Here is a 25,355-nt window from a genome sequence, read left to right as displayed (position 1 = left end):
ATCACCTCCGCGCCCGGACGCCTCGCATTCCCGGGCAGGGGGACGTGCCATGGACGCGAACCATCTGCTGGAGCTGGTCAAACGCTATCAAGACAACAAGGCGTTCATCTCCAATGAGGAGACCGCGAAGATCGCGTTGGTCGTCCCGTTCATCCGGAGCCTCGGCTACGACCCGAGCGTCCCGCGGGAGGTCCGCCTGGAGTACACGGCGGACTTCGTCCAGGGAGACGGCAAGAAGCTGCCGGACCGCATGGACTTCGCCATCTTCGACCAGACGGGCACCAAGCCGCTCATCGTCATTGAGACCAAGCCCCTGGGCACCGACCTCAAGGCCCGCGCGCAGCAACTGGCGCGCTACCTGTCACAGCTGCCGGAGCTCCACTTCGGCATCATCACCGACGGGTGCCACTACCTCTTCTTTGGAGACCTGGAGAACCCCAACGTCATGGACCCGGAGCCCTTCTTCACGTTCTCCCTGGAGGACACGAAGGCGGACTGGGTGAAGGTGGCCAAGTTCCTGTCCAAGTTCAGCCGTGAGGCCTTCAACGCGACGACGTTGATTACGGACGCGGAGAACAGCCGCTACCGGCAGGGGATGATAGACAAGCTCGCGTCCGCCCTGAAAGCGCCCGGCGAACACGAGGCCTTCCTCAGGTGGCTCACGGAGGACATCTACAAGGGCAAGCGGACCACCGCGGTGATGGAGCGGCTGGCGGATGTCGCGAGGGAGGCCATCGAGCCGACGCTGCTGCGGGTCATGGGCGACGACTTCCTGAACAAGCTCAAGGAGCGCATCCAGCGGCTCAATGAGGGCGCGGAGCCCGCGGTGGCGCAGGAGGGCGCCAACGTGGTGAAGCCGGAGTCGGCCAAGCCCTTCGAGGCGGAGGGCCGCGCCGCGCCTGACGAGAAGGGCCGCGCCGCCGTGGAGACCACCGAGACGGAGCTGGAGTTCTTCGGCGTGGTGCGGGACATCTGCGTCAAGAACGGCCACGCCGCCGAGGACATGCTCTACCGGGACACGGCGTCCTACTTCAACGTGTCCTTCAAGCGGCCCACGAAGTGGTTCGCCCGGTTCTTCGGCAATGGCAAGCGCAAGAGCATCGTCACCTGGGTGCCGGTGGACGAGGCCCGCGCCATCGCCGCGGGCTTCGAGGTGGAGGCGGCGCCCGCTGGGTTGGGCACCAGTCGCGTCTTCATCGAATCGGTGCCCCAGGTCTGGGCGCTGAAGGCGCTGGTGATTCGGAGCCTGGAGCTGTCCAAGACGGTGCGTGACGAGCCACCGTCTTCAGACGCCGCCACACAGGAGGACGGGAAGCCCGCCCTCAAGGTCATCACGGGCTGACTCAGCGCTTCGCGACGTGGATGTTGAAGTCGCCGCTGCCCAGGCTGCGCCACAGGCGCAGCCACAGCGGGAGGAAGGCCTCCGTGCCTCGGGCGGTGGTGATGTCCCCCAGGTCGATGACGTGCTTCCAGCCAAAGCCCTCCTTGAGGAGCTTCGTCACCAGGGCCTTGGCCTCCGCGTCATTGCCGGACACGAAGACGTCGTGGTCTCCCGGCACGCGCGCTGACTCCACCATCACCTGGCAGTTCATGGTGTTGAGCGCCTTGACGACCTTGAGGTCCGGGAAGGCGCGCTGGAGCTGTTCGCCCAGGGAGTCATCCGGCGCCGTCCTACCTGGCCCGGCACGGGACCCCCGAGCGCCCGGCGGACCTGGCCCGGCACACCTGCCTGAAGTTCGTGGACCCACGAGGCCGCGCCCGGGAGTGGCGCTTCCAGGAGACGCCGGGCGGGCCAGCGCGGGTGGTGCGCACGGACGCCGCCATGGACGTCGACTTCGGTCCGGCCCTGCTGGACCTGGCGGCGGCGGGCGCGGGCCTCTGCCAGGTGCTGGACTTCATGCGCGACGCGCGGACGCAAGACGGCTCCCTGGTGGAGGTGCTCGCGAGCTACGCGGCCGAAGGGCCTCCGGTCCACGCGGTGTTCCTGGCGGGCCGCCGCGCCGTGCCCAGGGTCCGGGTGCTCCTCCAGGCGCTCTCCGAGGCGCTGGGCGCTCCGCCGGAGCAGGCGCGCGGCGCCGCTCCCGCCGCGCAGCGCCGCACCGGGCGGAGGTCCGCCCCGCGCTGAGCGGACCTCTGGAGGGCCGCGGTGCTCACGCCGCCGCGCGAAGCGACGTGAGTCCCATGGCCTTGAGGGCCAGCACGCCCACCACGGCGAAGGCCTGCCCGCCGAGCAGCGCGACGCCCAGGGGCGTGAGATCCTGGGCGTGCATGACGACGAGCAGCACGCTGCCCACCACCCAGGCGGCGTCCACCAGGACGTGCACCAGGGCCGCGCCCAGGACGGGCTGCTTGAGCCCGACCCAGAGGTTGAAGGCGGACCATGGCAGCAGGAAGAGGCCTACGCCGAACAGGAAGCTGGGCGGCAGCGTCCACCCCGCGAGCTGGGTGAGGGTGGGCGCCAGGAGCAACAAGGCCACGCCCATGAGGAGCGAGGCGGCGGCGTCGAAGCGGTAGACGAAGCGGGGATTGCGAAGCAGGTGGGGCATCATCTGGGCTCTCCGGTTGGGCGGGAACGGGAGCACAGTGTTCCTGGCGGGGAAGGTTCTCAATTACCTCGAAGGTCATCGTCCCGCGTCACGCGCTGGGGCAGTCTGGGCTCGGAAAGGGACACGGCGATGATTGGACCCCTGCTCAAGGAATGGAGAACGCTGCGCGGCAAGAGCCAGTTGGCCCTGTCGCTGGAGGCGCAGGTATCGGCGCGTCACCTGTCGTTCCTGGAGTCGGGCCGCTCCGGAGCCAGTCAGGACATGGTGCTGCGGCTGGCGGAGGCACTGGGGCTGGGCCTGCGGGACCGCAACGCCCTGCTGGTGGCGGCGGGGTTCGCGCCTCAATTCGGCGAGCGCGGCTGGCACAGCGCGGAGCTGGCGGAGGTCCGGCGGGCCGCGGGACTCATCCTCGCGTCGCATGAGCCGTATCCCGCCATCGTGGTGGATTCGACCTCGACGGTGCTCGATGCGAATCCGGGCGCGCTCGCGATGATGGGACAGACGCGCGAGGCGCTGGGGCACGTCAACTTGATGGACCTCGTCTTCGTGCCCGGGCCCGTGCGCTCGGCCATTGGCAACTGGGAGGAGATCGCGGGGTATCTGCTCCACCGGCTGCGGGAGGGCGTGCGCATGCGAGGCCCCCGCTCACCCGTGGCGTCAGTCCTGTCCCGCGTTCTGGCGCAGCCAGGTGTCGAGGCGTTGACCGCGCTGCGGCCCGCCAACGCCGGCTCGGTGCTGGTGCCCTTGACGTTCACCCGGGAGGGCGTGACGACCCACTGGTACACCACGCTCACCAGCTTCGGCGCTCCCCAGGATGCGCTGGTGGAGGAAATCACCATCGAGCAGTTCCATCCGATGTGATGGATGATTCCCCGCGGGCCGCGTCGTTGCGTCTGGCGCGGTCCATTTCCAACTGAAGGGGAGCGCCGGGGACGGCGGCCATCCAGCCAGGGAGTCAGGCAAGTTCGGAGACACGAAGGCGTTCAGCGGCTTCTCGGTGCGCGACGTGGCGGACATCGACAAGGCGGTGGAGGAGCTCACCCGCCGAGGCGTGCGCTTGGAGCGGTATGACGGCTTCGACGCGGATGCGAAGGGCATCGTCCGCGGTGACATGGGGCCGCCCATCGCCTGGTTCAAGGACCCTTCGGGCAACGTGCTGGCCGTCTTGCAGACGCTGGCCTGATGGATGGAGCCGAGCGTCTTCCGCGGCGTGTGGGGCCCGTCGGGCAATCAGGGAGTGCGGGGCCCGCTGGTCAGCGTGTGCCACTGTCCGTCGTGAATCCGCCCGATGGTGTGGTCCGCGAAGGACCAGACGCCGTCGGAGGCACCCCGCAGCACGGTGAACTGCAACGGCGCTTCTTTCTGGAGCTTCAGGGGGCGCAGCGTCTGGCCGGACGCATGGTCGATGCCAGCCAGATGCGCGACGTAGAGCGTCCCCTGGTGCGCCGCGATGCCCCAGTAGTCACGGTCCCCGTCGACCGGCGTGAGGTCGCTCCATTCGTCCCCGCTGCCCGTCATCACGGCTCCGCTCTTCCCGCAGAGGGCGTAGCCCTGCTCCAGCTTGCAGATGGCGGTCAGTGAGGTGTGGATTGGCAGTGCCAGTATCTGCCACGTGCTGCCATTGAAGTGGGCGGCGTAGCCATCGGAGGCCACCGCGATGAAGTCCTCGCGGCTGTTGCCGGCGAGGTCCTCGATGGTGACAGGCTCTCCGTCCACCGTCAGGGGCGGAAGGGAGTCGAAGCGCTCGCCGTTCAAGCAGTACACCTGGCCCACGGAGCCGGCGCAGAGCACGTCTCCGCCGAGCACGCGAAGGCGGCGCAGTGGCCCCTTGTGGGTGACCGCCCCGTTGGCGAAGGGCTTGCGCGACGCGCGGAGCGCATCCCGCGTCTTGGGCGTCTTCCAATCGAAGCGGACGACGGTGCCGTTCTCCCCCAGGACGTAGGCCTCTCCGCCCGGGGTGGCGTCCACCGACAGGATGGCCTCGTTGGAGAGGCCGAACTCCAGCCATTCGCCGTCTTGACGGACGCCGACGCGATTCTTGGGCGCGTCCTCGTCATCGCCCACGGTGCAGGCGGCGATGACCACGCCAGGGGCCGGGCTGACGCCTTCCTGGATGAAGGCGTCCTGAAGGAACTCGGCATCGGGGATTCCAGGCATGGCGACGGCTTTCTCGTGCGGAGGCCCCGGCCCGGGATGGACGGGCCGAGGCGGAACCGCTGCGTTGTGGGTCGCCGAACGTATCACCCGCGGTGGACGCAGGGGCCCGTGAGAACAGCGGGCCCGCCTGCGTCAGGGACGCACTTCGGTTCGGCGGTGAATCCCCATGTCCGTTCTCGGCGTGGTGGTGGTCGTGCTGGCTCCCAGGCTCTTCTTCCACGGGAAGGTGAGTGCCAGCGCGATGCCCGACAGACCCACGATGGAGTAGATGAGCCGGCTGAGCGCGCTCATCTCTGTTCGTGTATCGCCGCCGAACAGCGCGTTCACGAGGTTCCAATTGAAGAAGCCAATCAGGCCCCAGTTGATGGCGCCGATGATGGCCAGGACGGCCATCGCCTTGGCGATCCCTCCTCTGGTTCGGTCCGCGTCCGCTCGTTCCATGGCTCGTATCCTTGGCTAGGTGTGTTCCACTCGTGCAGGTGGGTGATGCCTCCCGGATAAGGTGTTGCTCCGGCGCGTTCTGGCTACTCCACCGGCATTGATTGTCCGGCTCGGTGCTTCGACTGCCGTGCGGCTCAGCGGGAGTCGGTGTCCGCCAGTCGCTCGGGAATGCGCGCGACGAGGAGGTCGATGGCCGCGCGCACCTTCGAGGTCAGGTGCTTGCTCTGGGGCCACACCGCGTAGATTTCATTGTCATAGGGGCGCTGCGTCTCCAGCACCTCGACGAGCCTTCCGCCGCGCAGGTGCTCCGCGATGAGCCAGCGCGGGAGCCACGCCAGCCCGGTCCCCTGCACCGCGGCGTCCATGATGGTCTCCACGTCGTCGAAGCGCATGCGCGCCTGGACGGTGATGCGCTGCTCGCCGCCCTGGCCGTCCGGAAAGCGCCAGGGCTTGTTGACACCGTTGCGGCCGTAGACGACCGCGTCGTGCTGGCTCAGGTCCTTGAGTGTCTTCGGGCGGCCACGGCGCTTCAGGTAGCCGGGCGCGGCGCAGACGGACATCGTCTGGACGCCCAGCCGGCGCGCCGTCAGTCCCGCGTGGTCCGCTAGCGGCGCGACGCGGAGCGCCAGGTCGTAGCCTTCCTCGACGAGGTCGACCACCCGGTCACTGAAGGCCATTTCCAGCTCCAGTCCTGGGTGCTGGAGGACCAGCTCGCGCAGCAGCGGCGCGGCGCAGTACCGGCCGAACATCATGGGCGCGCTGACGCGCAGGCGGCCCGTGGGCGCGCGCCGCCCGGAGTCCAGCGCCGTCTCCGCCGCCTCCAGCTCCGCCAGCGCGCGCACGCAGCGCTCATAGAAGGCCTGGCCGTCCTCGGTGAGGCTCTGCCGGCGCGTGGTGCGCTGGAACAGCCGGGTCTCCAGCCGCTCCTCCAGCCGCGCGATGCTCTTCCCCACGGCCGAGCGTGAGAGCCCCATGCGCTCCGCGGCGAGGGCGAAGCTTCCTGCTTCCACGGCCTGCACGAAGGCGAAGACGCCCCCAAGGCGGTCCATCATGACGCTGCTCCCATTGGTGCCCTCGCGTCTCCAGTGACTCGACAAAGTGTCGCCACTGGCGACACTGCTTCGTCCGTATAGCTCCCTCATCACTTTCATGCAGGACGCGGAGCGGACGATGGGCGCAACGATGAAGCGTTGGCAGGCGAAGCAGGCGGGACGGGCGCACCTGGAGCTGGCGGAGGTGGAGATTCCCTCTCCGGGTGCAGGTGAGGTGTTGATCCGTGTGTCGGCCGTCTCCCTCAACTACCGCGAGAAGCTGATGCTCGACGGGGGCGGCTACCTGACGGCGCACCAGCCCTTCACGCCGGCCTCGGACATGGCGGGCGTGGTGGTCGCGGCGGGCGCGGGCGTGCACCGCTTCAAGGAAGGGGCCCGCGTCATCGCCAACTTCCAGACGGACTGGGTGGATGGGCCCGTGCCGCGTGGGACGGTGCGCAGCCTGGGGGGAAACGCGCCGGGCGTGCTGGCCGAGTACGTCATCATGCCGGAGCCGTGGCTGGTGGCGTCGCCCGGAACACTGGATGACGTGCAGGCGAGCACGTTGCCGTGCGCCGGCCTCACCGCGTGGACGTCCCTGGTGGAGCTGGGCGGGCTGCGCCCGGGGCACACGGTGGTGACGCAGGGCACGGGAGGCGTGTCCCTGTTCGCGGTGCAGCTCGCCGCCGCCATGGGCGCGGAGGTCATCGTGCTCTCGGGGGACGAGGACAAGCTGGCGCGCGTGAAGGCCCTGGGCGCCGCGCACGGCATCCATCGTCGTCACACCCCGGAGTGGCACACGGCGGTGCTCGACCTGACGCGAGGCGCGGGGGCCGACCACATCCTGGAGCTGGTGGGCGGGGAGAACCTGGGCCGCTCGGTGAAGGCGCTCGCGTCGGACGGGCGCGTCTCACTCATCGGCGTGTTCGAGGGCTTCGAGAGCCGCTTCCCGGTGCAGCCCTTGTTCCTGAGCTCCGGCGTCATCCAGGGCATCTTCGTCGGACACCGGCGCGGGCTGGAGAACCTGGTGCGCGCGGTGGACCGGCTGGCATTGAAGCCCGTGGTCGACGCTGTCTATCCGCTCGAGGCGCTGCCCACGGCGCTCGAACATCTGGACCGCGGGCCGTTTGGCAAACTGGTCATCACGGCTTGACCTGGAGTCGCGCATGCCGTCGGGCGTAGTGTCCCGGGCGGCATGCGCACACTCTACGGACTCAGCTACTCGCCCTGGACGGAGAAGGCTCGCTGGGCGTTGGACCACCACCGCGTCGCCTATCGCTACCGCGAACACCTGCCGCTCATCGGTGAGCCGCTGCTGCGCTGGCGTACGCCACGGGGTGTACGCCCCGCCGTGCCGTTGCTCATCGACGAGGGCGAGGCGTTCCCCGGCTCGTTCGTCATCGCGCGGCGCGCGGAGGAGCTGGGGCAGGGGGAGCCCCTCTTCCCCGCCGCGGACCTCCCGGTGATTCAGCGCTGGGATGACGACAGCGAGCAGGGCCTCGCCGCCGCGCGCGTCAGGGTGGTGGCGGCGTTGCTGGAGAATCGTCAGGCCCAGATGGAGAGCCTTCCCTCGTTCCTGCCCGAGGGGCTCCGGTCGGTGCTGGCGCCGGCCGCGAGGCTGGGCGCGCGCTTCGTGGCCCGCAAGCACCAGACGCCCGCGGACATCGACGCCGCCGTCCATGACAAGGTCATCCCCACGCTGGAGCGCCTGCGCGCGGCCCTGGGCGGCCGGCCCTACCTGCTGTCGCGCTTCAGCTACGCGGACGTCACGGCCGCGGTGCTGCTCCAGTTCGTGCGGCCGGTGGACGACCGCCACCTTCCCCTGGGCCCAGGGACGCGAGCGATGTGGAGCGACGCGGCGCTCGCCTCCCGCTTCCCGGACCTGCTCGAGTGGCGGGACGGCCTCTATGCGAAGCACCGCTGAAACGTGAAACGGCGCCAGCCTCGTGAGAGGTGGCGCCGTGGAGCCGAGGCCTTCGAGGCTCAGCCCGGCTGGCAGACCTGCCGGAGGATGTCGAGCGACTCCAGCGCCTTGCCCGCGCCCATCACGACGGCGGACAGCGGGTCCTCGGCGAGGAACACGGGCAGGCCCGTCTCCTCGCGCAGCAGCGTGTCCAGGTTCTTCAGCAGCGCGCCGCCACCAGCCAGCACGATGCCGCGGTCGGCGATGTCGCCGGCGAGCTCGGGCGGGGTGCGCTCCAGCGTGAGCTTCACCGCCTCGACGATGCCGTTGACGGGCTCCGCCAGCGCGTCACGCACTTCATCGCTGGACACCGTCAGCGTGCGCGGCACGCCGGCCACCAGGTCGCGACCCTTGATCTCCATGGTCATGACCTCGTCCGTCGGGTACGCGGTGCCGATGCCCATCTTGATGAGCTCCGCCGTGCGCTCACCGATGAGCAGGTTGTACTTGCGCTTGACGTACTGGATGATGGCTTCGTCCAGCTTGTCGCCGCCGATGCGCACGCTCTTGGCGAACACGATGCCGGCCAGGCTGATGACCGCGACGTCGGACGTGCCACCGCCGATGTCCACGATCATGTTGCCGCTGGGCTCCGTCACCGGAAGGCCCGCGCCAATGGCCGCCGCCATGGGCTGCTCGATGAGGTAGACCTCGCGAGCGCCCGCGTTGGCCGCCGCCTCGCGCACCGCGCGGCGCTCCACCTCGGTGATGCCGGAGGGGATGCCGATGATGATGCGCGGGTTGACGAGCGTCTTGCGGTTGTGCGCGCTCTGGATGAAGTAGCGCAGCATCGCGGCCGTGATTTCGAAGTCCGCGATGACGCCGTCCTTCATCGGACGGATGGCCACGATGTTTCCCGGGGTTCGCCCGAGCATCTCCTTGGCTTCCTTGCCCACCGCGAGGACCTTCTTGCCCCCGCGCGAGTCCTGCTGGACGGCCACCACCGAGGGCTCGTTGGAGACAATGCCCTGGCCTCGGATGTAGATGAGCGTGTTCGCCGTGCCGAGGTCGATGGCGAGGTCACGCGAGAAGAGGGTGTGAAGCCAGTCAAACATACGGGGGCGGGAACTTTCGGGGGAGTCGGCGGAATTTCCCCGTCATCGCGGGGGCAGAGGCAGGCCAAGGTACTACGCGACGCAGCACGGAGGAAGAAAAGCCGGTAGCGGCTTTCATATCCGCCTGGGGGGCAGTCGGCCAGCGGACTCGGGCGCGCTCCCGGCTCTCAGGGAATGGACGCGGGCTCGGCCTGCGCCGACTCGAAGCGCGCCGCCACCAGGCCCGCCTCCAGCGGCTTCTCCTCGGGGAGCGCCGTGGGCAGCAGCGTCCCCTGAGCCTCCGCGTCGCGGTACTCCGGCGTCTGGCGCAGGGCCTCGCTGGTGACGTGGAGCAGCGTGTCACGGACAGGCTCGAACAGCAGGGCGGTAAGGTACCAGGCCGGGGCGTAATCCAGCCGGATGAGGCCGTGCACGCTCCACTTATGTGGCGCGTAGTCCCACGGGCAGCAGCCGAGCAGGCGCTTGAGCAGCCACCCCGTGCCGTACTCCGCGCCGAAGATGAGCCCCGTGTAGGCCAGCGCCCGCAGCGGCCGGGGCAGGGGCTTGAGCCGGGCGGAGACCTCCTCCAGCGCCAGGGCCGTGCCTCCGTAGATGGGGTGCATCCACAGGTAGGTGCGCGCCGTGGCGCTCCGGTCCTTCTTCAGCGCGGCGCCCGTGCCGGTGAACATCACCTCGAGCACCCAACCCACACACCCGTAGACGAGGAATCTTGAAAGCACTTCGGAAAGCTAAGTCCGCCCCGCAAAAGGGGCACTCCTGCCCCGCCGGCCAGTGCTGACCGCTTGCCTCGGCTGTGCCATGGCGGACGGTGTGCCTGTTCCCATGGCCGGGAATCCAACCCGGACGACACGGGCCCACACACCCAGGAGCCCGCCCAGGGCGGGCGGGCTCCCGACAGCGTCGGCTCAGCCCGGGATGCCGGCCGACCAGCGCTGCGTGAGGTACAGCTCGGCGAGCTGCGCCGCGGTGAGGTCCTGCTCCTCGCCCGCGTAGGTGCGCTCGGTGGAGATGCCCACCTCGCCGCCACCCACGCCCGCGTGGATGCCCACGCCCAGGTCACCGGTGACCTTGTGCTTGTCCTGGACGGTGGCCTTGATGTCGACCTTGTCCTTGAGCTGCTCCAGCGCCTGGCCCACGTCGCCCTGGGCGATGCTGCCGAAGGCGCCGCTGGTGGCGATGTCGTTGATGTTGCCGCTGATCTCCGCCTTCACCTCGCGGCCCGTCGCGCCGCCCAGGCCCAGCGCGGACGCGTTGGCCTGACGCGAGTCGGTCAGCGTCAGCCTGGCCTCCTGGGTGTCACGCACGCTGGCGCCCAGCTCGCGGGCGGTGCCCTTCGGGTCCTTGATGAAGTCGGTCGGGTTGAAGCCCTCGGGCAGCTCCACGCTCTGCTCCAGCTCCACCCCGAGCGAACCGGACACGCCCGCGGACGCGTTGGTGGGCAGGGACACGTCCCCACCGGGGATGCCCACGCCCGCGGACGCGCTGGCGTTGCCGTTGATTTCCAGGCTCTGCTTGAGCGTCAGCTTCTGGGGCTTGCCGCCCTCCATCTCGATGCGGGCCGTGGTGCTCTGGTTGATGCCGGCGCCCGCGCCGGCGCCCGCGCTGAGGGCCTCCGGCAGGCCCTTCATGCCCAGCTCGGCGTTGACGCTGGCCTCGGCGCCCAGCTTGAACTCCACGGCGCTCATGTTCTCCGTCAGGCCGGCCAGGTCCGACAGCGGATCTCCAAGGACCTGATTCACACCCGCGCCCAGCACGGGGTTGCTGGCGGTGGCGCCCGCGGTGGCGGTGGAGGCCGCGATGATGCGGGTGGCGCGCTTGGCCTCCTCGGCGGTGTCGAACTGGAACTCCACCGTGGCGCCGGCGGTGCCGAAGGCCTCGGCGCCCACGTCCGCCGCGCCCTTGGCGCCCAGCTTGGCGGCGACGCCCGCGCCCACCTCGCCGGTGACGGACACCGTGTAGCCTCCGCCTTCCTCCTCACTGCGGCTGACGCCCAGGGTGCCCTTCACCTTGCCGGCCAGCGTGGCGCCGTTGGCCTCCGCGTAGAGGCCGATGGAGGTGCTCTCACCCGGCTTGAGCTGGTCCACCTGCCGGTTGAGGTTGACCGCGTCGCCAATGGCCCGGGCCGTGTCCACCGGGTCTCTCACCACGTCGGCCGTGCCCTGGAGCACCCCGCCGATGATGTCGTTGCCGATGCCCTGCAGGGGGTTGAGCGTGGGCGCGTCCTGGATGGCGCGGCCCGCGAAGTCCAGCCCGTCCGCGGCGACGTCGGTGGCCTTGTCCAGCACCGGGCCCGCCCGGTTCACCGTCTCCTGGAGCACATTGCCCAGGCCATTCGCGGTGACGGTGGCCGCGGTGCGGCCCGCCTCGAACACGTCACCAGCGGCGTTGCGCACGTTGCCCGCCGCGTCCTGCACCCGGTCCTTGGCGCCCTCGACGACGTTCTGCGTCGTGTTGGCCACGCCGCCCACGGCCTTCTTGGTGACGTTGGCCACGCCGCCCACGACGTCACCGGCCTTGTCCTTGGCGCCCTCGACGACGTTCTGCGTCGCGTTGGCCACGCCGCCCACGACGTCACCGGCCTTGTCCTTGGCGCCCTCGACGACGTTCTTGGTGGCGTTGGCCACGCCGCCCACGGCGTCAGCGGCCTTGTCCTTGGCGCCCTCGAAGACGTCCCGGGTCCGCTCCTGGGCCACGTTGGAGACCTTCTCCTTGGCCTCCTGCGCCTTGGCCGCCGCGGCCTCCGCAGCCTCCGCGGCCTTGCGCGCCGCCGCCTCCGCCGCGCGCCGGGCCGCCTCCGCCGCACGCTTCGCCGCGGCCTCCGCGGCCCGCTTCGCCGCGTCCGCCGCTCCACCAATCAGTTTTCCGATTCCCATGGGGGGCTTCCTTCTCCAGGCTGTCACGGCCGTGGGTCGTCTCGCGGGGGCGGGACGCGGCGCGTGCGTGCATCAAGGGTGTGGTGCCGGCTGGGACCTTGTGGCGGGCCAGCCGAGGCCCTCCGCAGCGCCGAGCCTTGAAAGCAGGCGCGGTACTGGGTGAGGGCTGCCGGGATTCTCAGGAAATGAGGCGGAGGAGTTTCGTCGGCGCGGCAGAAACCTGGCCGACGAGCGCTGGATTGGCATTTTCCCGCCGCGGCGGAGCGCTTTACTGGGTGGCACCCGCGTAATACAGGAGAAGCGGATGTGCTCCGCCGGCCCGACATCTCTGCGATCTCCACCCAGGCGACGCGCGCACGGAATGCTGCTGGCCCTGGCCCTGGGCACGGCGCTCGCGTCCGTGCCGTGGAGCGACGCGCTGGGACTCGTGGTGTCTGCCGAGGCCCACGCCGTGTACGGGGCCTCCGAGGGCAGCGGCGCGTGGGTGGACCGGGGCGGCGCGGCCTTCGTGGGCAAGCGCACCCGGCAGTGGCGCTGTGGGAGCCTGGCCGGGGTGGGGAGCGATACCTGGGCCGCGGTGCTGAGCGCCCCGGCCGGGGCGAAGGCGAAGCCGTCCTTGGGGCGGGAACGAGCGTCCTTCCCGCCGGGCTTCCATGAGGCCCACCGTCAGGCCCGAGAACGGCGGCGGGCCGTTGCCACGGACACCGTCCGGCTGCTGCGCTCCGCGGCCTTGACGGCGCCAGGAGACACCGCCGGTGACCGGCCAACGCTCGTCACCCAGTCGTTGCGTGGGCCTCCCGCGCGCGGCTGAAGACGGCGCTCGGAATCGGGCCGCCGCATGATGCGCGGTCCGACGCACGCCGCCGGGCCGGTCCGAACCTCAATCTTCCGCTGGGTTTGTTCTTTCGAGGTGTCCCGATGCATGGAGCCCACGAGGTCCTCCAAGCCATTGCCGTCGTCCTGTGCGTCGCGGCCGTGACGACGGTCCTCTTCCAGAAGCTTCGCCAGCCCGTGGTGCTGGGCTACATCCTGGCCGGGCTCGTCGTCGGCCCGTACCTGCCGATTCCGCTCGTCGCCAACCCGGAGGTGGTGACGACGCTCTCGGAGCTGGGCGTCATCCTCCTGATGTTCTCGCTGGGGTTGGAGTTCAGCCTCCGCAAGCTGTTCGCCGTAGGGCCCACGGCGGGGGTCACCGCCGTCATCCAGTGCAGCATCATGATCTGGCTGGGCTTCGTGGTGGGGCGCGCCTTCGGGTGGACCACCCTGGAGAGCCTCTTCACGGGGGCGCTCATCGCCATCTCCAGCACCACCATCATCGCCAAGGCCTTCGACGAGCAGAACATCCGGGGCCGGCTGCGGGAGCTGGTGGTGGGGGTGCTCATCGTCGAGGACCTCATCGCCGTCCTCCTCATGGCCACGCTGACGGCCGTGTCCACGGGCACGGGCCTGTCGCTGGGCGAGCTGTCCCTCACCACCGGCCGCCTGGTGGCGTTCCTCGTCGGGCTGGTGGTGGTGGGGTTGTTCATCATCCCCCGCGCGGTGCGCTACGTGGTGAAGCTCAACCGGCCGGAGACGACGCTGGTGGCCAGCGTGGGCATCTGCTTCGCGGTGGCGCTGCTGGCGCAGGCCTTCGGGTACTCGGTGGCGCTGGGCGCCTTCCTGGCGGGCTCGCTGGTGGCGGAGTCCGGCGAGGAGAAGGTGGTGGAGCACCTGGTGCAGCCGGTGAAGGACATCTTCGCGGCCATCTTCTTCGTGTCGGTGGGCATGCTCATCAACCCGGTGCTCGTCGCGGAGCACTGGGCCGCCATCCTGGTGCTCACCGCGGTCGTCATCACCGGCAAGATTCTCAGCGTGGCGCTGGGCGCGTTCCTCACCGGCAACAGCACCCGCACCTCCGTGCAGGCGGGCATGAGCCTGGCGCAGATTGGCGAGTTCTCCTTCATCATCGCGGGCCTGGGCCTGTCGCTGAAGGCCACGGGCAACTTCATCTACCCGGTGGCGGTGGCCGTCTCCGCGATAACGACGCTCACCACGCCGCTCTTGATTCGCACGTCGGGCCCGGTGGCCAGCTACGTGGACCGCAAGCTGCCCAAGCCGCTGCAGACGTTCGTGACGTTGTACGGCACCTGGGTGGAGCGGCTGCGGGATGCGCCCCGGCGCCAGACGTTCGGGGCCGCGGTGCGGCGGCTGGCGCGGCTGCTGGTGCTGGACGCGGTGCTGCTGATGGTCCTGGTGATTGGCACGGCGCTGATGGCGGGCAAGCTGGCCTCCATCATCGAGCAGCAGCTGGGCATCGATGAGAACCTGTCCCGGTACATCATCCTGGGCGGCGCGGTGCTGCTCTCCATCCCGTTCCTGGTGGGCGTGGTGCAGGTGGCGCGCCGGCTGGGCGAGGAGCTGGCGGAGGCGGCGCTGCCGGGCCGCAAGGACGGGCGCGTGGACCTGGCGGCGGCGCCCCGGCGCGTGCTGCTGGTGACGCTGCAGCTGGGCATCATCCTGTTGGTGAGCGTGCCGGTGGTGGCGATTACGCAGCCCTTCCTCCGGGGCGCCATGGGCCCCCTCGTCGTGCTGGCCCTGATTGGCGCGCTGGGCGTGACGTTCTGGCGGGGCGCCACCAACCTGCACGGCCACGTCCGCGCGGGCGCGCAGGTCATCGTGGAGGCGCTGGCGGCGCAGTCCCACTCGCGCGAGCCCGGCGCGGACGAGCACGCGCTGGACCACGTCTCCAAGGTGCTCCCGGGCCTGGGCGAGCCCGTGCCGGTGCGGCTGGAGGTCTCCAGCCCCGCGGCGGGGAAGACGCTGGCCGAGGTCAACCTCCGAGGCCTCACGGGGGCCACGGTGCTGGCCATCCGGCGCGGGGACTCGAGCGTGTCCGTGCCGTCCGCGCAGGAGGTGCTGCAGCCCGGTGACGTGCTGGCGCTGACGGGCACGCACGACGCGGTGGAGGCGGCCAAGAGCCTGCTCACCGGTGTGGCGGCGCCCGTCTTGGCGTCGGAGCCGACGGGCGTCCAGGCGTGAGGGCCGCGGCCTACCGCTTCACGCTGTACTTGGCGATGGCGTAGAGGGCGCGCACGCCGTCCTTCCAGCCAATCTTCTTGCCCTCTTCGTAGGTGCGCCCGTGGTAGCTGATGGGCACCTCGAAGACGCGCCAGCGGCCGCGGGCCACCTTGGCGGTGATTTCCGGCTCGAAGCCGAAGCGGTCCTCCTCCACCTGCACGGAGCGCAGCACCTCGGCGCGGAAGGCCTTGTAGCAGGTCTCCATGTCGGTGAGGTTCAGGCCGCTGGTCATGTTGGACAGCGTGGTGAGCATGTTGTTCAGCACGGTGTGCCAGTAATAGAGGACGCGCCGGGGCGTGCCGGTGAAGCGGCTGCCGAAGACGACGTCCGCGTCCCCGTCGAGGATGGGCTGGATGACGTTGGGGATGTCGCGCGGGTCGTATTCCAGGTCCGCGTCCTGGACGATGATGATGTCACCCGTGGCCTCGGTGAAGCCGCGCCGCAGCGCCGCGCCCTTGCCCTGGTTCTCCTCCTGGAAGAGGACGCGCACCTCGTTGCGGTTGCGCGGCGTGCCCCCCAACAGGCCCACCCCCTGCTCCTGAAGCTGGCGCAGGAATTCACGGCTGCCGTCCTTGGAGCAGTCGTCGATGAGGACGAGCTCCTTGGGGAAGTCGACGGCGACGCAGCGGCGCAGCAGTTCGGCGAGGGTGGGAATCTCGTTGTAGACGGGGATGACAAGTGAGACGAGCATGGCGTTTTGCGGCTGTACCGCATTTTGCGTCATGGGGCGACCTTCTGACACGGAAGGTGTGGGCCGGGGGCGCGGCGTTCAGCGGAGCGCGGCGGCCCGGAGCGCGTCCATGAGGGCGTCCAGGTCCGCGTCGGTGGTGAGCGGGTTGATGAGGGTGACACGGAGATAGACGCCCCGGGGCAGCTTTGTCTGCACCAGGTAGAAATCGCCGCGCGTGACGAGGCGCTCGCGCAGCTTCGTCTGGAGGGTGTCCCACTGCTCGGCGGGGACGTGCGCGGGGGTGTGGCGGAAGCAGAGGATGTTGCACTCGGGCGGCACGGCGACCTCGAAGTCGCTGGCGGCGGAGAGGCGCTCGGCGAAGCGACGGGTCTGCTCGTAGGACTCCGTCACCGCGTCGGAGAAGAGTTGGGTGCCCAGCACCGCGAGGCAGGCGTACACCTTGAGAGCCATCATCTCCTTGGTGCACTCCAGGGTGCGCAGGGCGATGTCGCTCCAGGGGCGCTCCGAATCACCGTGGAAGATGTAGCTGGCCTCCTGGGAGAAGGACTCGAAGGAGCGGGCGCCGTCGCGGAAGAGGACGGCCGTCACCAGCGCGGGCATCAGCAGGCCCTTGTGAGCGTCCCACACCACGGAGTCCGCCCGGTCGATGCCGCGCACCAGGTGCCGGTGGGCGGGGCTGAGGACGGCGGAGGCACCGTGTGCGCCGTCGACGTGGAACCACAGGCCGTGGCGCTCGCAGAAGTCGGCCACGGGCTCCAGCGGGTCGAAGGCGCCGGTGGCGGTGGAGCCGGCGCTGGCGACCACGGCGATGGGCTTGCGCCCGGCGCGCGTGGCGGACTCGAGCGCGGCGTCGAGCGCCTCGGGGCGCAGGCGGAAGTGTTCATCCACGGGGACGGGCGTCACGCCGCCTTCGCCAAAGCCCATGATGCGCGCGGCGCGGGCGAGGCTGTAGTGCGTCGTCTGGGCGGTGAGCACGGTGAGGGGCGGGCCGGCGTGGGCGCCGCCGTTCCACGCGTCGTAGCCGGCCCTGGCTTGCCGCGCGGCGAGCAGGGCGGTGAGGTTGCCCAGGGAGCCGCCGGAGGTGAGCACGCCGTCCGTCGTTTCGGGCAGGCCGAGCCGCGCGGCCATCCAGCGCAGGACGTTGCGCTCCATGGCGGTGGAGACGGGGCCCATCTCGTACACGGCCATGCCGTTGTTGAGCAGGGAGGACACCGCGTCGCACAGGGCGGCCAGCGGCACGGGGGCCGTCACCTGGTGGCCCACGTAGCGCGGGTGGTGCAGGTGGTTGGAGCTGGAGAGCACGCGGGTGATGAGGTCGGCGAAGTCGCCCGTGGGGGCTTCGGGGAAGGCCGCGGCGAAGCGGTCCACGTTCACCGCGGGGGCGGCCCAGGGGAGCACGGGGCCTTCGGCGCGGGTGGTGCGCGCGAGGTAGTCGGAGAGCGTGTCCATCAGCCGGTGGGACTCCCGGCGGAAGGCGTCAGCGTCGTAGGCGGCGGCGATTCGCGCTCGGAAGTCCGTCATGGTGCGGCGGAACGTAGCCGTGCCGGTGCGAGGGCGGAATGGTCCCTTCGTCTGTTGCCGGGTGTGCGGAGAACCCTTGGTAAAAGGGGGCGAGTGAGCAGGCAGGGTGGCGTGTGGTGGCGGCGCGCACTAAGTCTGGTTCACGGGGCGCGCGTGTCGTGTGTCCCGCTCATGTGAGGAGGATGGCCATGGCCGACCCGAAGGTGACGATTACCTACTGTACTGCTTGAGGCTACAGGCCTCGGGCCGCCCGTGCGGCGGCCGCATTGAAGGATGAGCTGGAGGTAGAGGTGGAGCTGTTGCCGGGCCCTTCGGGCAGCTACGAGGTCGCCGTGGATGGCAAGGTCGCCATCCGGAAGGCGTCGCTCGCATTCCCCACGGACCACGAGGTGGTGGACGCGGTGGCGAAGGTGCTGGGGCGGTAGCGTGATGGCTGGCTGAGCCAGCTCCGCGATGGCATTTGGAGCCCATCAACCAGGGCGCTCGAAACTGGGCGTCCCTCCCTCATCCACCGTGCTCAGCAACACCGCTTCGTCGCGCGGCATGCCTGACGGACGTTGAGGAGCGCCGCCACGGTCATTCCTGTTCGCGCGGTTGGCGCCGTGCGCGGAGTTGGTCCGTCTCGCTGACGTAGCACGTCTGTCTATACCCCGACGGGCCGGGTTACCCGTGACTCTTTCAGTGCCATGCCCCACCCGGTCCGCCGTCTTGTCGGACCGAACAGGGAACCTCTGTCCTGAGCGCCCCGGCTGGGGCCTTCCGCGGAGGCGTCGATGGGCATGCACTGGAGTTGGGCCGTCGTGTTGCTGTTGTTACCCGGGGTAGGCGGGGCGCAGGAGTCTGTCACCCCAACGGACGTTGATGCCGCCGTGCGCAGGTTGGGGGAGGCCTTTCCATCCACCACGTCCGACTCGACACCTCCGTGGACGAACCTGTTGCGCATGGACGCGGCGACGTTGACGTTGCTGCCCCGAAGGGGCGAGGGCACCGAAGAAGGCTTCGTACAGGTGGAGCCCATGGTGGCCTTGGGAAAGGGGGAGTCGTTGCGCCTCATTCTCGGGGCGCCGGTGCGGCTGCGGCTGTGGGGCGGAGAAGAGGGCTCGGGCCTCGTGAGGAAGGAGGACTGGGACACGCTGTCCGACTGGGGGCAGGTGGTGCGCCTCTTCATGGTGGGCGGGGACACGCCCAACTCGGTGTGGTTGGGGATGATGGAGGGTTACTCCCTGTTGTCCGGGCACCTGGTGCGGCGTTACGGCAACCGCCTCAACCCCGACTACCACCCGGCCAGCGTCATCGCGACGGGGACATTGGGGCCGGTGTACGCGGAGGTCTTCGCCTCGGACATGCTGAGCGCTCGCCTGACGGGAGCGGAGGTGGCCCTGGACGTGCAGCACGTCCTCTTCGGCCGGCCCCCTGTCCCGGGGCGGTACACGTTGGCGCTGTCTGCGGTGCATGACTGGGGACAGGTAGGCGGCACCTCGATGCCCATGACGCTGGCGCACCTGGACGCCACCGCAGTGGTGCTGCGGCGCGGGCGCAAGGGCAAGAGAGTGGAGGCGCACCTGCTGGGCGGGTGGGGTGGACGCGCGGGCGCGGGCGGGGCCTGGGGCGCGGTGGCGGGCGTGGGCGTGGATGCGCTGACGCCGACGGTGGACTTGCGAGCCCGGCTGGAGGGGCGTCTGCAGCGCGGAGGTTTTCGTCAGGGCGCCTTCGGCCCGGACTACGAGTTGGCGCGCTTCCAGGTGGCGGGCCCGGCCTCCATGCCGCTGGCGGAGGCGTCCTTCCCGGAAGGGTACTCGGCCTATGGTGAGGTGATTCTCAGCTGGGACGCGGTGCGTCTGAGTGGCATGCGCCAGCGACACCTCTTCCTCTCTCTGGGAGTGGAGGCCTTCTCTTGGGGCCAGGTGGACGTGGACGGGCGGGTGGAGGCGCAACTCTTCCATCGGGACTTCAGCCTGGGCGTCGGCGGGCTGGCGACGGCCATGGGCCAGCCAGGGGCGCGCTACCTTGTCTCGGGGGAGGCCCGGTGGCGCCTTCTGGGCGGAAACCTCTACGCGCTGGGACAGGGCGGCACGCTGCTGTTTCCAACGCCGGAGGGGACGCTGCGGCCGGGGGCCTTCGTGGCCGTGGGGCTGGGGGTGGACCATGCGCGCTGAGCGACTGCCGCGCGGCGGAGCTGGCCTGCTGCTGGCCCTGGCGCTTCTGACGGCGGGGTGTGCCTCGCTGTCCTCTCGTGCGGACCCTGAAGGCACTCTGGCTGCTGTTTCGGGCGCGGGGCCCATGGTGGCATTGGGGCACGGTGCCGTCGCGCGTCTCCCGGAGGACGACGCCCGCGAGGACTTCGACGAAGTGGAGGCCGCGGCCGGACCGCTGCTGCACCGCCGCCGGGCCACGCCGTCTCCCCTGAATCCCGGAGGAGGCGAGACGGCACCCCTGCGAGTGGCACGCGCCCTGGCGGGCGTGTGCGGGGAAGTCCCGTCAGGCTGGCCGCGCCTGGACTCGGAGGAGGCGGTGCTGGCGCCCTTCCTCGAATGCACCACGCCAGCGGCCTTCCTGGCCTTGCAGCGCCAGGCGGACATGCCCCGGCTGGTGGAGGCCCTCTCGAACTGGAATGCCATCCGGCTGGGCGCCCTGGGCCCTCTGGAGGCCGAAGCGGCCCGCGTCCTCCTCGAGAAGCGCGCGGCCTTCCTCGCCACCGCCGCCCAGAAGCACGGCCTGGCCAAGGCGGAAGTCTTCGCCCTCTTCGTCCTCCACACCGCCCACGACGACGAGGTGCGGCTGCTGCTGCGCCTGCTGGCCGAGGACAAGATGCTGACGCGCGCGCTGGGGGGCATGGAGGTGGTGCGCGAGGAGCTGAAGCAGCGAGGCATGGCCCTCACCGACTTCCCGGAGCGAGACTTCCGCGCGGGCGACATCGCGCGCGGGCTGGGGAGGGCCGCGGACGACATCGCGACCTCCATTCCTGTCGTCGGAGGAAGCCGGAGCGTGGAGGCGTCCGCGCTGCCCGCGCAGCTCCCACCGCCCTACCAAGAGGCATACCGGGAGGTGGAGACGGCTCAGCTTCTGGGGGCCTTCGCACCGGGCAACGTGGCCCTGGCGTCCTTTGACTCCCTCACCTTCGGCGTGCCGCTGGGCTTCTACCACCTGGTGGCGGGGACGGCGCAGGGCGGGGCCACCCTCGCCAGGGGCGAGTACGAGGAGGCCACGCGGCAGTTGGCGCCCGCGGCTCTCATGGTGGGCCTGTACGCGGGAGGAAAGGGGGCGCGTGCATTCCGTGAAGTTGGCCTCTCCCGACAGGAGGGGGCACGGCTCCAGGCGGTGGTGCCTCGCGTGGAGGCGCTGAAGGCGGTGTTGGAGAGGTTGGAGGCGCGAATAGGGGAGAGCGCCGTGGGGGAACTGGCCCGGTACCTCCAGCAGAGCCGCGAGGCGGCCATGCTGGTGGGGGAGTGGGGCGAGGCGGGCGCTCTGGCACTGCACGAGGCGCGGGGGAGTGTGCCTGCTGCGCGGCACTCCGTGCTGTCCGTCGCCAACTCCGACCGAGCCGGGCCTGCTTCAAAGCAGGTCCGTGATACTCAAGGTAGAGTATCGGCCGACCAGGTGCTCGGCCGAGAGACTGCGACGTCCCAGCCGGGCCGAGCAGATGTAGGAACCAAGGTAAATGCCAAGGACATCAAGGGCGCCCGGCCGTATGGACCTGATGGTCGCCCCGGGCATCCTGACGCTCATGGGGTCAGTCGGCAAGATCAAGCGAACATCATCAACGACCCCAAGTCGACGCTCTACCGCGGGACCAACGCCAACAATCGCCCTGTTGACCACTATCATCGCGATGGGACGACGGTCGTTACCGAGCAGGGGGATCCGACGCACGTCATCACCGCGTTTGGTGCTCTCGCGACGAAGGACAGTCGCGGCCGTCCCATCAACCGGGGGACTGGAAAGCCGGCGAACCCACTCCCTGGTGGTGGTCCTTATGAAAGGTTGCGTTGAGTTTCTTCTGGCCGCAATGGAGTTTGAAAAATGATGGATGTGGACCTGTGGTCGAAACACGCCAAATGGATCGAGTCGTTATCGACATTCCTCGGCTGCCAACTTCAGACGGTCCAGGGGAGTGAAGCCATTGGGGTTGATACCGCCGCTGCAACGCTAGAGGGGGTGGTTGGGGCGCGGCATTCAGGGGTCGTGGTTGAGCTTGTTGTGAAGCTCTTGGTGACCCGAAATGATGACGGTGGTGTGTCGGTTTGGGCACTTGTGTTTTTCTTTGTCGATAAGCGGCGCGTTGCAGAAGAAGGGAAGTGCTGTTTGGCGGTGGAATGGCGCGAAGGTCAATGGGGTCGACGCGGCTGGGAGGCGGACGATAGTGGCGAGTGGGCAGGCCTTGAGATGCTTGAGTAATTCTTCCCCAACGCCGCGTGCGCCATCGCCCTCATTGACCGCGTCATCCACCACGCGAGCATCATCAGCATCGAGGGCGACAGCTACCGCAGGCGCATGGCCGAGGAGTCGCGCGCGCAGCGCAAGGCCAAGAAGAGCTGAGCGTCCCCGCTACTCATCGCTGCCCACCGGCCTCGCTCTGCGCCCCGCAGGTGTCCCTCCGCCCGAGCGCACCCGGCAGGCCCTTGAAGTCTGAGCGGAGAGAGTGTTGGGCGGGCCGCCAGCGGCGCGTCGTCAGTCGTCAGAGCACCGACTCGAGCGCGTCCGAGAGGGCCAGCAGCAAGGCCAGCTTCCGCTTCTGGCGGCGGTCGGCGTGGTTTGCATCACCGGCAACCCAGCCGGCGAGGCTCTCGAAGTCATCACGGGTGCCGCTCAATTCGTAGTCCAAGCCCTCGTCTTCGAGCCCTTCGACTCGCTTCGCCGAGGCGAGCACTTCCTCGGAGCATGGGTAGTCGAGGTGCTTGAGCAGCGCGAGCGCGTCGGCGGAGATGTAGATGCGGAGCTTCCTCTGGTTCTTCGGCATGCCGTCCTCCGCCGAGGACCATACGAGAGGGCCACGCCTGCCTGCGAGGCGCGAGGCGCCCTGGCGCTCAGCGCGCGGCTGCCGCCTTGCCGCGCACGGCTTCGGGATGCGAGCGCTTCCATTCCGCGGGCAGCAGCGCGGGCATGTCGCGGAGGCACAGCTTCTTGGTGGCCAGCCGGGGCAGGACGTCCGCCAGGTATGCGACGGGGTCTACCTCAGCCAGCTTGCAGCACCCCAGGAGGGTGTACGCAATGGCGGCGCGTTCGCCACCTGCGTCACTGCCGGCGAAGAGGAAGTTCTTCCTCGTCAGCGCGGTGCGGATGTGCAGGCGCTCCACGACGGTGTTGTCGATGGGGATGACGCCGTCTTCGAGGTAGCGTCGCAACGCCTGTTGGTGGTTGAGCAAGTACCGGATGGCCCGGCCCAGCGGGGAGGAGGGCGGCTCATTGGGTTGGTGGGCAATCGCCCAGGCAATGAGGTCGTCGTAGACGGGTTTGCTGCGCTCCTGCCGCCCTCGCCGCCGCTCGTCAATGGTACAGGCCTGGAGCCTTCGCTCGATGGCGAAGAGTCGCTTGAAGGCCGCCAGCGGCAGCGCGGCTCGCTTGTCGCCGCCGTCCAGGGCCTTCCGGAAGTAGCGCCTCGCGTGCGTGTTGCAGCCACATTCCAGCAGGCCCGCCCGCTTGAAGGACGCGTCGAAGAGGCCGGCCGCATCGGCCACCGTGAGGCCCACTCGCATCGCCAGCATCTGCGCGGGGCCTATCTCCCCCTCGCGCTGGCCCTCCCGCTTGCCCGTCGAGTTGTACAGACACAGCGCGGTGTGCTGCGTGCCGCAGTCTTTCACGTCGGCGCCCACATAGCCCCAGATGGCGCCCAGGCGAATGCCCTTCGCATTCTTCGAGTCCAGCACCGGCAGCGACGTCGCATCCAGGTGCATCACCGTGGCGCCCAGTACCTTGGACATGGCCGCGCGCCACACGGGCCGGAGCGCCTCGGTTGCCCAGGCCACCTGGTCGGCGAGGGTGGAGAGGGCCACCTCGAGTCCCAGCCGCTCAAAGCGCTCCACCTGCCGGCTCAGCGGCAGCCCGTCGTAGTACTTCTCCACGAGAAGCTGGGCCACCAGCCTGGCGCCCATCCTCCCGCCGCTCACCACCTTCTCGCCCAGCGGGGCGCGGACCACCTCCGCCTCGCACAGGTGGCACGCGAGCTTCTCCCGCTTGTCCTGCCGGACGATGACCTCCGCCGGAATCAGGTCGATGACCTCCGTCACCTCGTGCCCGACGCACTTCCGCACCTCGCCGCACCGAGGGCACGGACGCTGCTGTGCAGGCACCGGGATGACGTTCTCCACCCGGCGCAGATTCGTCGGAATGGGGCGGCGGGCGGGACGCGTCCGCTTCGGCCGCGCTTGTTCCTTTTGCGGAGGCTCCTCGTCAATGCCGGACGAGCGGCGAAGTCTTGCATCCACTTCCGCCACGTCACCATCGGAGTTCGCCGGCAGTCCGCCCAGGAGCAGCTTCAGCTGCGTGGTGGACACGCCCTCGCTCTTCTTGCCCTTCGTCTTGGCGTCCTGAAGCAGCCGCTCCAGCTCCGAGTTTCTCGACACCAGCCTGGCCACCAACGCCACCACCTCTTCGGTGCGGCCCTCGGCGAGGAGCGCTTTGAGCACCTCCAGCACCGGGCCTCGGCGCGGCTTCTTCGTCGTCTCGGAGGTGGGCGCGGTACCTGGCAAGGCGCGGGAAAGGTAACCAGCCGCCGTGCCCGCGCCACACCCTCGAAGGAGATTTTCTTCAGGCCGAGCGCAAGTGCCCCGGGGGCTCCCAGCGCTGCGACGTCCGCGCGCGCTGCACGTCGATGCCCTCGAGCAGCATCGCCAACTCATGCACGTCGAGTTCAATGCTGGTGGCGCCCAGGGCCACCTGGCTCGGAAAGGTGAAGGTGCCACGCTCGAGGCGCTTGTGTACGAGGGTGAAGCCGCCGCGCGTCCACAGCAGAAGCTTCACCTGGTTCTTCCGGCGGTTGAGGAAGACGAAGACGTGGCCGCTCAGTGGGTCCTTGGCCAGCACCTCGCGGACTTCGTTGCTCAAGCCATCGAAGCTGCGCCGCAGGTTGCACGGCGCCATCGCCACGTACACCTTCACCGCCCGGGGCAAGAGCAGCATCTACCCGCCCCCCGCAGCCAGCGCACCCACCAACTCTGCGACCCAGGCAGGGGGGATTGCGGCCGCGTCCAACAACTCCAGCACACAGCCGCCCGGCAGCCTCACCACCACCGCGGCACTCCCTTCCGCGGGCAGCGTCGGCGCAGCGCTCATCCCCCTCAGCACGGCCGGTACCCACCGCGCTGGGCCGTTAACGGGCGCCGCCTCCTCCCACTCCCCGAGGCGCTCCCGCCACCAGCGCAGTCGCTGGTCCGAGACGCCGCGCTGCCGCGCGTACGTGGCCAGCGGCAACCCGCTCCTCTGCAACGCCGCCAACTCCCTGCGTGCCTCGTCAGGCGTCCACTGCCGCCAACCGCCCCGCTTCTTCGTCGTCCTGAGTCCGTGCATGGCTCGCTACCTCCGCGGCCAGCCTCAGCATACCTCCTGGCGGAGCGCAGCCGCCCACCCGGTGCGCTCTGGCGGAGGGACACCCCCGCAGCGGGGGCGGGGCCGTCTTGTTTTGCCTCGACTCGGTACGCGCGCCTGCCGATGACCCGATTTCCGCGCTCCGCGATGACCGCCAACACCATGCGCCATCTCCACGGCGCGACAGCGGACCTCAACGACAGTGACTTGCAAGAATCCGGCTCGCTGATGGTCAACGCGTCCGCGCGCAACCACTCCCCATCATCCAGTCGGTCCGAGAACGGGCCGGTCTCCCTCATCCACCGTGCTCAGCAACAATGGGGCTCGCCGGCCCCGTCCCTCCGCCTCGGGCTGCGGCGCTCAGTTTCGAGCACGGTCCACTCGCCAGGGGGCGATCATTTAGAGCATCCGTCGGGTGGGGTACGAATCGGTTATCCCCCGTCCGCGCCCAACCCCCTGAACTCACGGGCCTTCTTCAATTCCTCGCCCCCGAGAACGC

General features: G+C 69.6%; 26 protein-coding genes and 1 pseudogene. 13 read left to right on the top strand and 14 right to left on the bottom strand.

Features of this window, described 5'->3' with window-relative positions:
- Nucleotides 1-49: 49 nt before the first annotated feature.
- Nucleotides 50-1,342: a type I restriction enzyme HsdR N-terminal domain-containing protein gene (locus KGD87_RS23045; RefSeq protein ID WP_284662594.1), complete on the top strand. Its 1,293-nt coding sequence runs from the start codon at nucleotides 50-52 to the stop codon at nucleotides 1,340-1,342.
- 1 nt (nucleotide 1,343) lies between these two features.
- Here KGD87_RS23045 and KGD87_RS23040 read toward each other — a convergent pair whose 3' ends face one another.
- Nucleotides 1,344-1,592: an NAD(P)-binding domain-containing protein gene (locus KGD87_RS23040; protein WP_284662593.1), complete on the bottom strand. Its 249-nt coding sequence runs from the start codon at nucleotides 1,590-1,592 to the stop codon at nucleotides 1,344-1,346.
- Between the two features lie 83 nt (nucleotides 1,593-1,675).
- Between KGD87_RS23040 and KGD87_RS23035 the strand changes: the two genes are divergently transcribed.
- Entirely contained in the window at nucleotides 1,676-2,125 is a 450-nt protein-coding gene (locus KGD87_RS23035; RefSeq protein WP_350102591.1) for a LysR substrate-binding domain-containing protein, read from the top strand.
- A 25-nt stretch (nucleotides 2,126-2,150) separates the two neighbouring features.
- On the opposite strand, the gene KGD87_RS23030 is transcribed toward KGD87_RS23035, so the two are convergent.
- Nucleotides 2,151-2,549, bottom strand: coding sequence for a hypothetical protein (locus KGD87_RS23030; RefSeq protein ID WP_284662592.1), 399 nt, complete (start codon nucleotides 2,547-2,549; stop codon nucleotides 2,151-2,153).
- Between the two features lie 126 nt (nucleotides 2,550-2,675).
- On the opposite strand from KGD87_RS23030, the gene KGD87_RS23025 reads away from it, so the two are divergent.
- Together KGD87_RS23025 and KGD87_RS23020 are read left to right on the top strand one after the other, a co-directional pair.
- Entirely contained in the window at nucleotides 2,676-3,407 is a 732-nt protein-coding gene (locus tag KGD87_RS23025; RefSeq protein WP_284662591.1) for a helix-turn-helix domain-containing protein, read from the top strand.
- A 136-nt stretch (nucleotides 3,408-3,543) separates the two neighbouring features.
- Nucleotides 3,544-3,729: a VOC family protein gene (locus tag KGD87_RS23020; RefSeq protein ID WP_284662589.1), complete on the top strand. Its 186-nt coding sequence runs from the start codon at nucleotides 3,544-3,546 to the stop codon at nucleotides 3,727-3,729.
- 47 nt (nucleotides 3,730-3,776) lie between these two features.
- Here KGD87_RS23020 and KGD87_RS23015 read toward each other — a convergent pair whose 3' ends face one another.
- The 3 genes from KGD87_RS23015 to KGD87_RS23005 form a co-directional block, all read right to left on the bottom strand.
- Nucleotides 3,777-4,703 (bottom strand): hypothetical protein, encoded by a 927-nt coding sequence (locus KGD87_RS23015; protein WP_284662588.1) that lies wholly within the window; start codon nucleotides 4,701-4,703, stop codon nucleotides 3,777-3,779.
- A 132-nt stretch (nucleotides 4,704-4,835) separates the two neighbouring features.
- Complete coding sequence (locus KGD87_RS23010; protein WP_284662587.1) at nucleotides 4,836-5,144, bottom strand: DUF378 domain-containing protein; 309 nt, start codon at nucleotides 5,142-5,144, stop codon at nucleotides 4,836-4,838.
- Between the two features lie 134 nt (nucleotides 5,145-5,278).
- Complete coding sequence (locus KGD87_RS23005) at nucleotides 5,279-6,196, bottom strand: LysR family transcriptional regulator (RefSeq protein ID WP_284662586.1); 918 nt, start codon at nucleotides 6,194-6,196, stop codon at nucleotides 5,279-5,281.
- Nucleotides 6,197-6,326: 130 nt separating this feature from the next.
- Here KGD87_RS23005 and KGD87_RS23000 point away from each other — a divergent pair, with 130 nt between their 5' ends.
- Nucleotides 6,327-7,328, top strand: coding sequence for a zinc-dependent alcohol dehydrogenase family protein (locus KGD87_RS23000; RefSeq protein WP_284662584.1), 1,002 nt, complete (start codon nucleotides 6,327-6,329; stop codon nucleotides 7,326-7,328).
- 42 nt (nucleotides 7,329-7,370) lie between these two features.
- Nucleotides 7,371-8,099, top strand: a complete 729-nt coding sequence (locus KGD87_RS22995; protein ID WP_163784034.1) for a glutathione S-transferase family protein — start codon at nucleotides 7,371-7,373, stop codon at nucleotides 8,097-8,099.
- Nucleotides 8,100-8,158: 59 nt separating this feature from the next.
- On the opposite strand, the gene KGD87_RS22990 is transcribed toward KGD87_RS22995, so the two are convergent.
- The 3 genes from KGD87_RS22990 to KGD87_RS22980 all read right to left on the bottom strand — a co-directional run bounded on the left by KGD87_RS22990 (nucleotide 8,159) and on the right by KGD87_RS22980 (nucleotide 12,066).
- The gene (locus tag KGD87_RS22990; RefSeq protein ID WP_163784032.1) at nucleotides 8,159-9,193 is read right to left on the bottom strand and encodes a rod shape-determining protein; all 1,035 of its coding nucleotides are present in this window, start codon (nucleotides 9,191-9,193) and stop codon (nucleotides 8,159-8,161) included.
- A 167-nt stretch (nucleotides 9,194-9,360) separates the two neighbouring features.
- The gene (locus KGD87_RS22985) at nucleotides 9,361-9,912 is read right to left on the bottom strand and encodes a putative ABC transporter permease (protein ID WP_284662580.1); all 552 of its coding nucleotides are present in this window, start codon (nucleotides 9,910-9,912) and stop codon (nucleotides 9,361-9,363) included.
- A 186-nt stretch (nucleotides 9,913-10,098) separates the two neighbouring features.
- The gene (locus tag KGD87_RS22980; RefSeq protein WP_284662579.1) at nucleotides 10,099-12,066 is read right to left on the bottom strand and encodes a hypothetical protein; all 1,968 of its coding nucleotides are present in this window, start codon (nucleotides 12,064-12,066) and stop codon (nucleotides 10,099-10,101) included.
- A gap of 361 nt (nucleotides 12,067-12,427) precedes the next feature.
- Here KGD87_RS22980 and KGD87_RS22975 point away from each other — a divergent pair, with 361 nt between their 5' ends.
- On the top strand, nucleotides 12,428-12,877 hold the full coding sequence (locus KGD87_RS22975) for a hypothetical protein (protein WP_284662578.1): 450 nt from the start codon (nucleotides 12,428-12,430) through the stop codon (nucleotides 12,875-12,877).
- A 107-nt stretch (nucleotides 12,878-12,984) separates the two neighbouring features.
- Nucleotides 12,985-15,084, top strand: coding sequence for a monovalent cation:proton antiporter family protein (locus KGD87_RS22970; RefSeq protein ID WP_284662576.1), 2,100 nt, complete (start codon nucleotides 12,985-12,987; stop codon nucleotides 15,082-15,084).
- 10 nt (nucleotides 15,085-15,094) lie between these two features.
- On the opposite strand, the gene KGD87_RS22965 is transcribed toward KGD87_RS22970, so the two are convergent.
- Entirely contained in the window at nucleotides 15,095-15,814 is a 720-nt protein-coding gene (locus KGD87_RS22965; RefSeq protein WP_284662574.1) for a glycosyltransferase family 2 protein, read from the bottom strand.
- 78 nt (nucleotides 15,815-15,892) lie between these two features.
- Nucleotides 15,893-17,335, bottom strand: a complete 1,443-nt coding sequence (locus KGD87_RS22960; protein WP_284662573.1) for a pyridoxal phosphate-dependent decarboxylase family protein — start codon at nucleotides 17,333-17,335, stop codon at nucleotides 15,893-15,895.
- A 188-nt stretch (nucleotides 17,336-17,523) separates the two neighbouring features.
- Between KGD87_RS22960 and KGD87_RS22955 the strand changes: the two genes are divergently transcribed.
- From KGD87_RS22955 to KGD87_RS22935, 5 genes and pseudogenes are all read left to right on the top strand, one after another.
- Nucleotides 17,524-17,760 carry a SelT/SelW/SelH family protein gene (locus KGD87_RS22955; protein WP_284662572.1) on the top strand — a complete coding sequence of 79 codons (237 nt, stop codon included), beginning with the start codon at nucleotides 17,524-17,526 and terminating at the stop codon, nucleotides 17,758-17,760.
- 348 nt (nucleotides 17,761-18,108) lie between these two features.
- Entirely contained in the window at nucleotides 18,109-19,491 is a 1,383-nt protein-coding gene (locus KGD87_RS22950) for a hypothetical protein (RefSeq protein ID WP_284662570.1), read from the top strand.
- The gene (locus KGD87_RS22945) at nucleotides 19,481-21,325 is read left to right on the top strand and encodes a hypothetical protein (RefSeq protein WP_284662569.1); all 1,845 of its coding nucleotides are present in this window, start codon (nucleotides 19,481-19,483) and stop codon (nucleotides 21,323-21,325) included. Before KGD87_RS22950 ends, KGD87_RS22945 begins: the two co-directional genes overlap by 11 nt.
- A gap of 30 nt (nucleotides 21,326-21,355) precedes the next feature.
- Nucleotides 21,356-21,730: a hypothetical protein gene (locus tag KGD87_RS22940; RefSeq protein ID WP_284662567.1), complete on the top strand. Its 375-nt coding sequence runs from the start codon at nucleotides 21,356-21,358 to the stop codon at nucleotides 21,728-21,730.
- A 15-nt stretch (nucleotides 21,731-21,745) separates the two neighbouring features.
- Nucleotides 21,746-21,871: pseudogene (locus tag KGD87_RS22935) on the top strand (ATP-binding protein); the annotation flags it as partial.
- A 139-nt stretch (nucleotides 21,872-22,010) separates the two neighbouring features.
- Here the strand turns inward: KGD87_RS22935 and KGD87_RS22930 are convergent.
- The 4 genes from KGD87_RS22930 to tnpA all read right to left on the bottom strand — a co-directional run bounded on the left by KGD87_RS22930 (nucleotide 22,011) and on the right by tnpA (nucleotide 24,838).
- The gene (locus tag KGD87_RS22930) at nucleotides 22,011-22,292 is read right to left on the bottom strand and encodes a hypothetical protein (protein WP_284662566.1); all 282 of its coding nucleotides are present in this window, start codon (nucleotides 22,290-22,292) and stop codon (nucleotides 22,011-22,013) included.
- Nucleotides 22,293-22,359: 67 nt separating this feature from the next.
- Entirely contained in the window at nucleotides 22,360-24,021 is a 1,662-nt protein-coding gene (tnpC, locus tag KGD87_RS22925; protein ID WP_284662564.1) for an IS66 family transposase, read from the bottom strand.
- Between the two features lie 58 nt (nucleotides 24,022-24,079).
- Nucleotides 24,080-24,451: an IS66 family insertion sequence element accessory protein TnpB gene (tnpB, locus tag KGD87_RS22920; protein WP_095959537.1), complete on the bottom strand. Its 372-nt coding sequence runs from the start codon at nucleotides 24,449-24,451 to the stop codon at nucleotides 24,080-24,082.
- Nucleotides 24,452-24,838, bottom strand: a complete 387-nt coding sequence (gene tnpA, locus KGD87_RS22915; RefSeq protein ID WP_284662560.1) for an IS66 family insertion sequence element accessory protein TnpA — start codon at nucleotides 24,836-24,838, stop codon at nucleotides 24,452-24,454.
- Between the last annotated feature and the right edge of the window lie 517 nt (nucleotides 24,839-25,355).

Source organism: Myxococcus sp. SDU36 (assembly GCF_030168875.1).
Classification (GTDB): domain Bacteria; phylum Myxococcota; class Myxococcia; order Myxococcales; family Myxococcaceae; genus Myxococcus; species Myxococcus vastator.
Note: the sequence above shows the minus strand (reverse complement) of the source record. Positions and strands in the feature narration are given on the sequence as shown.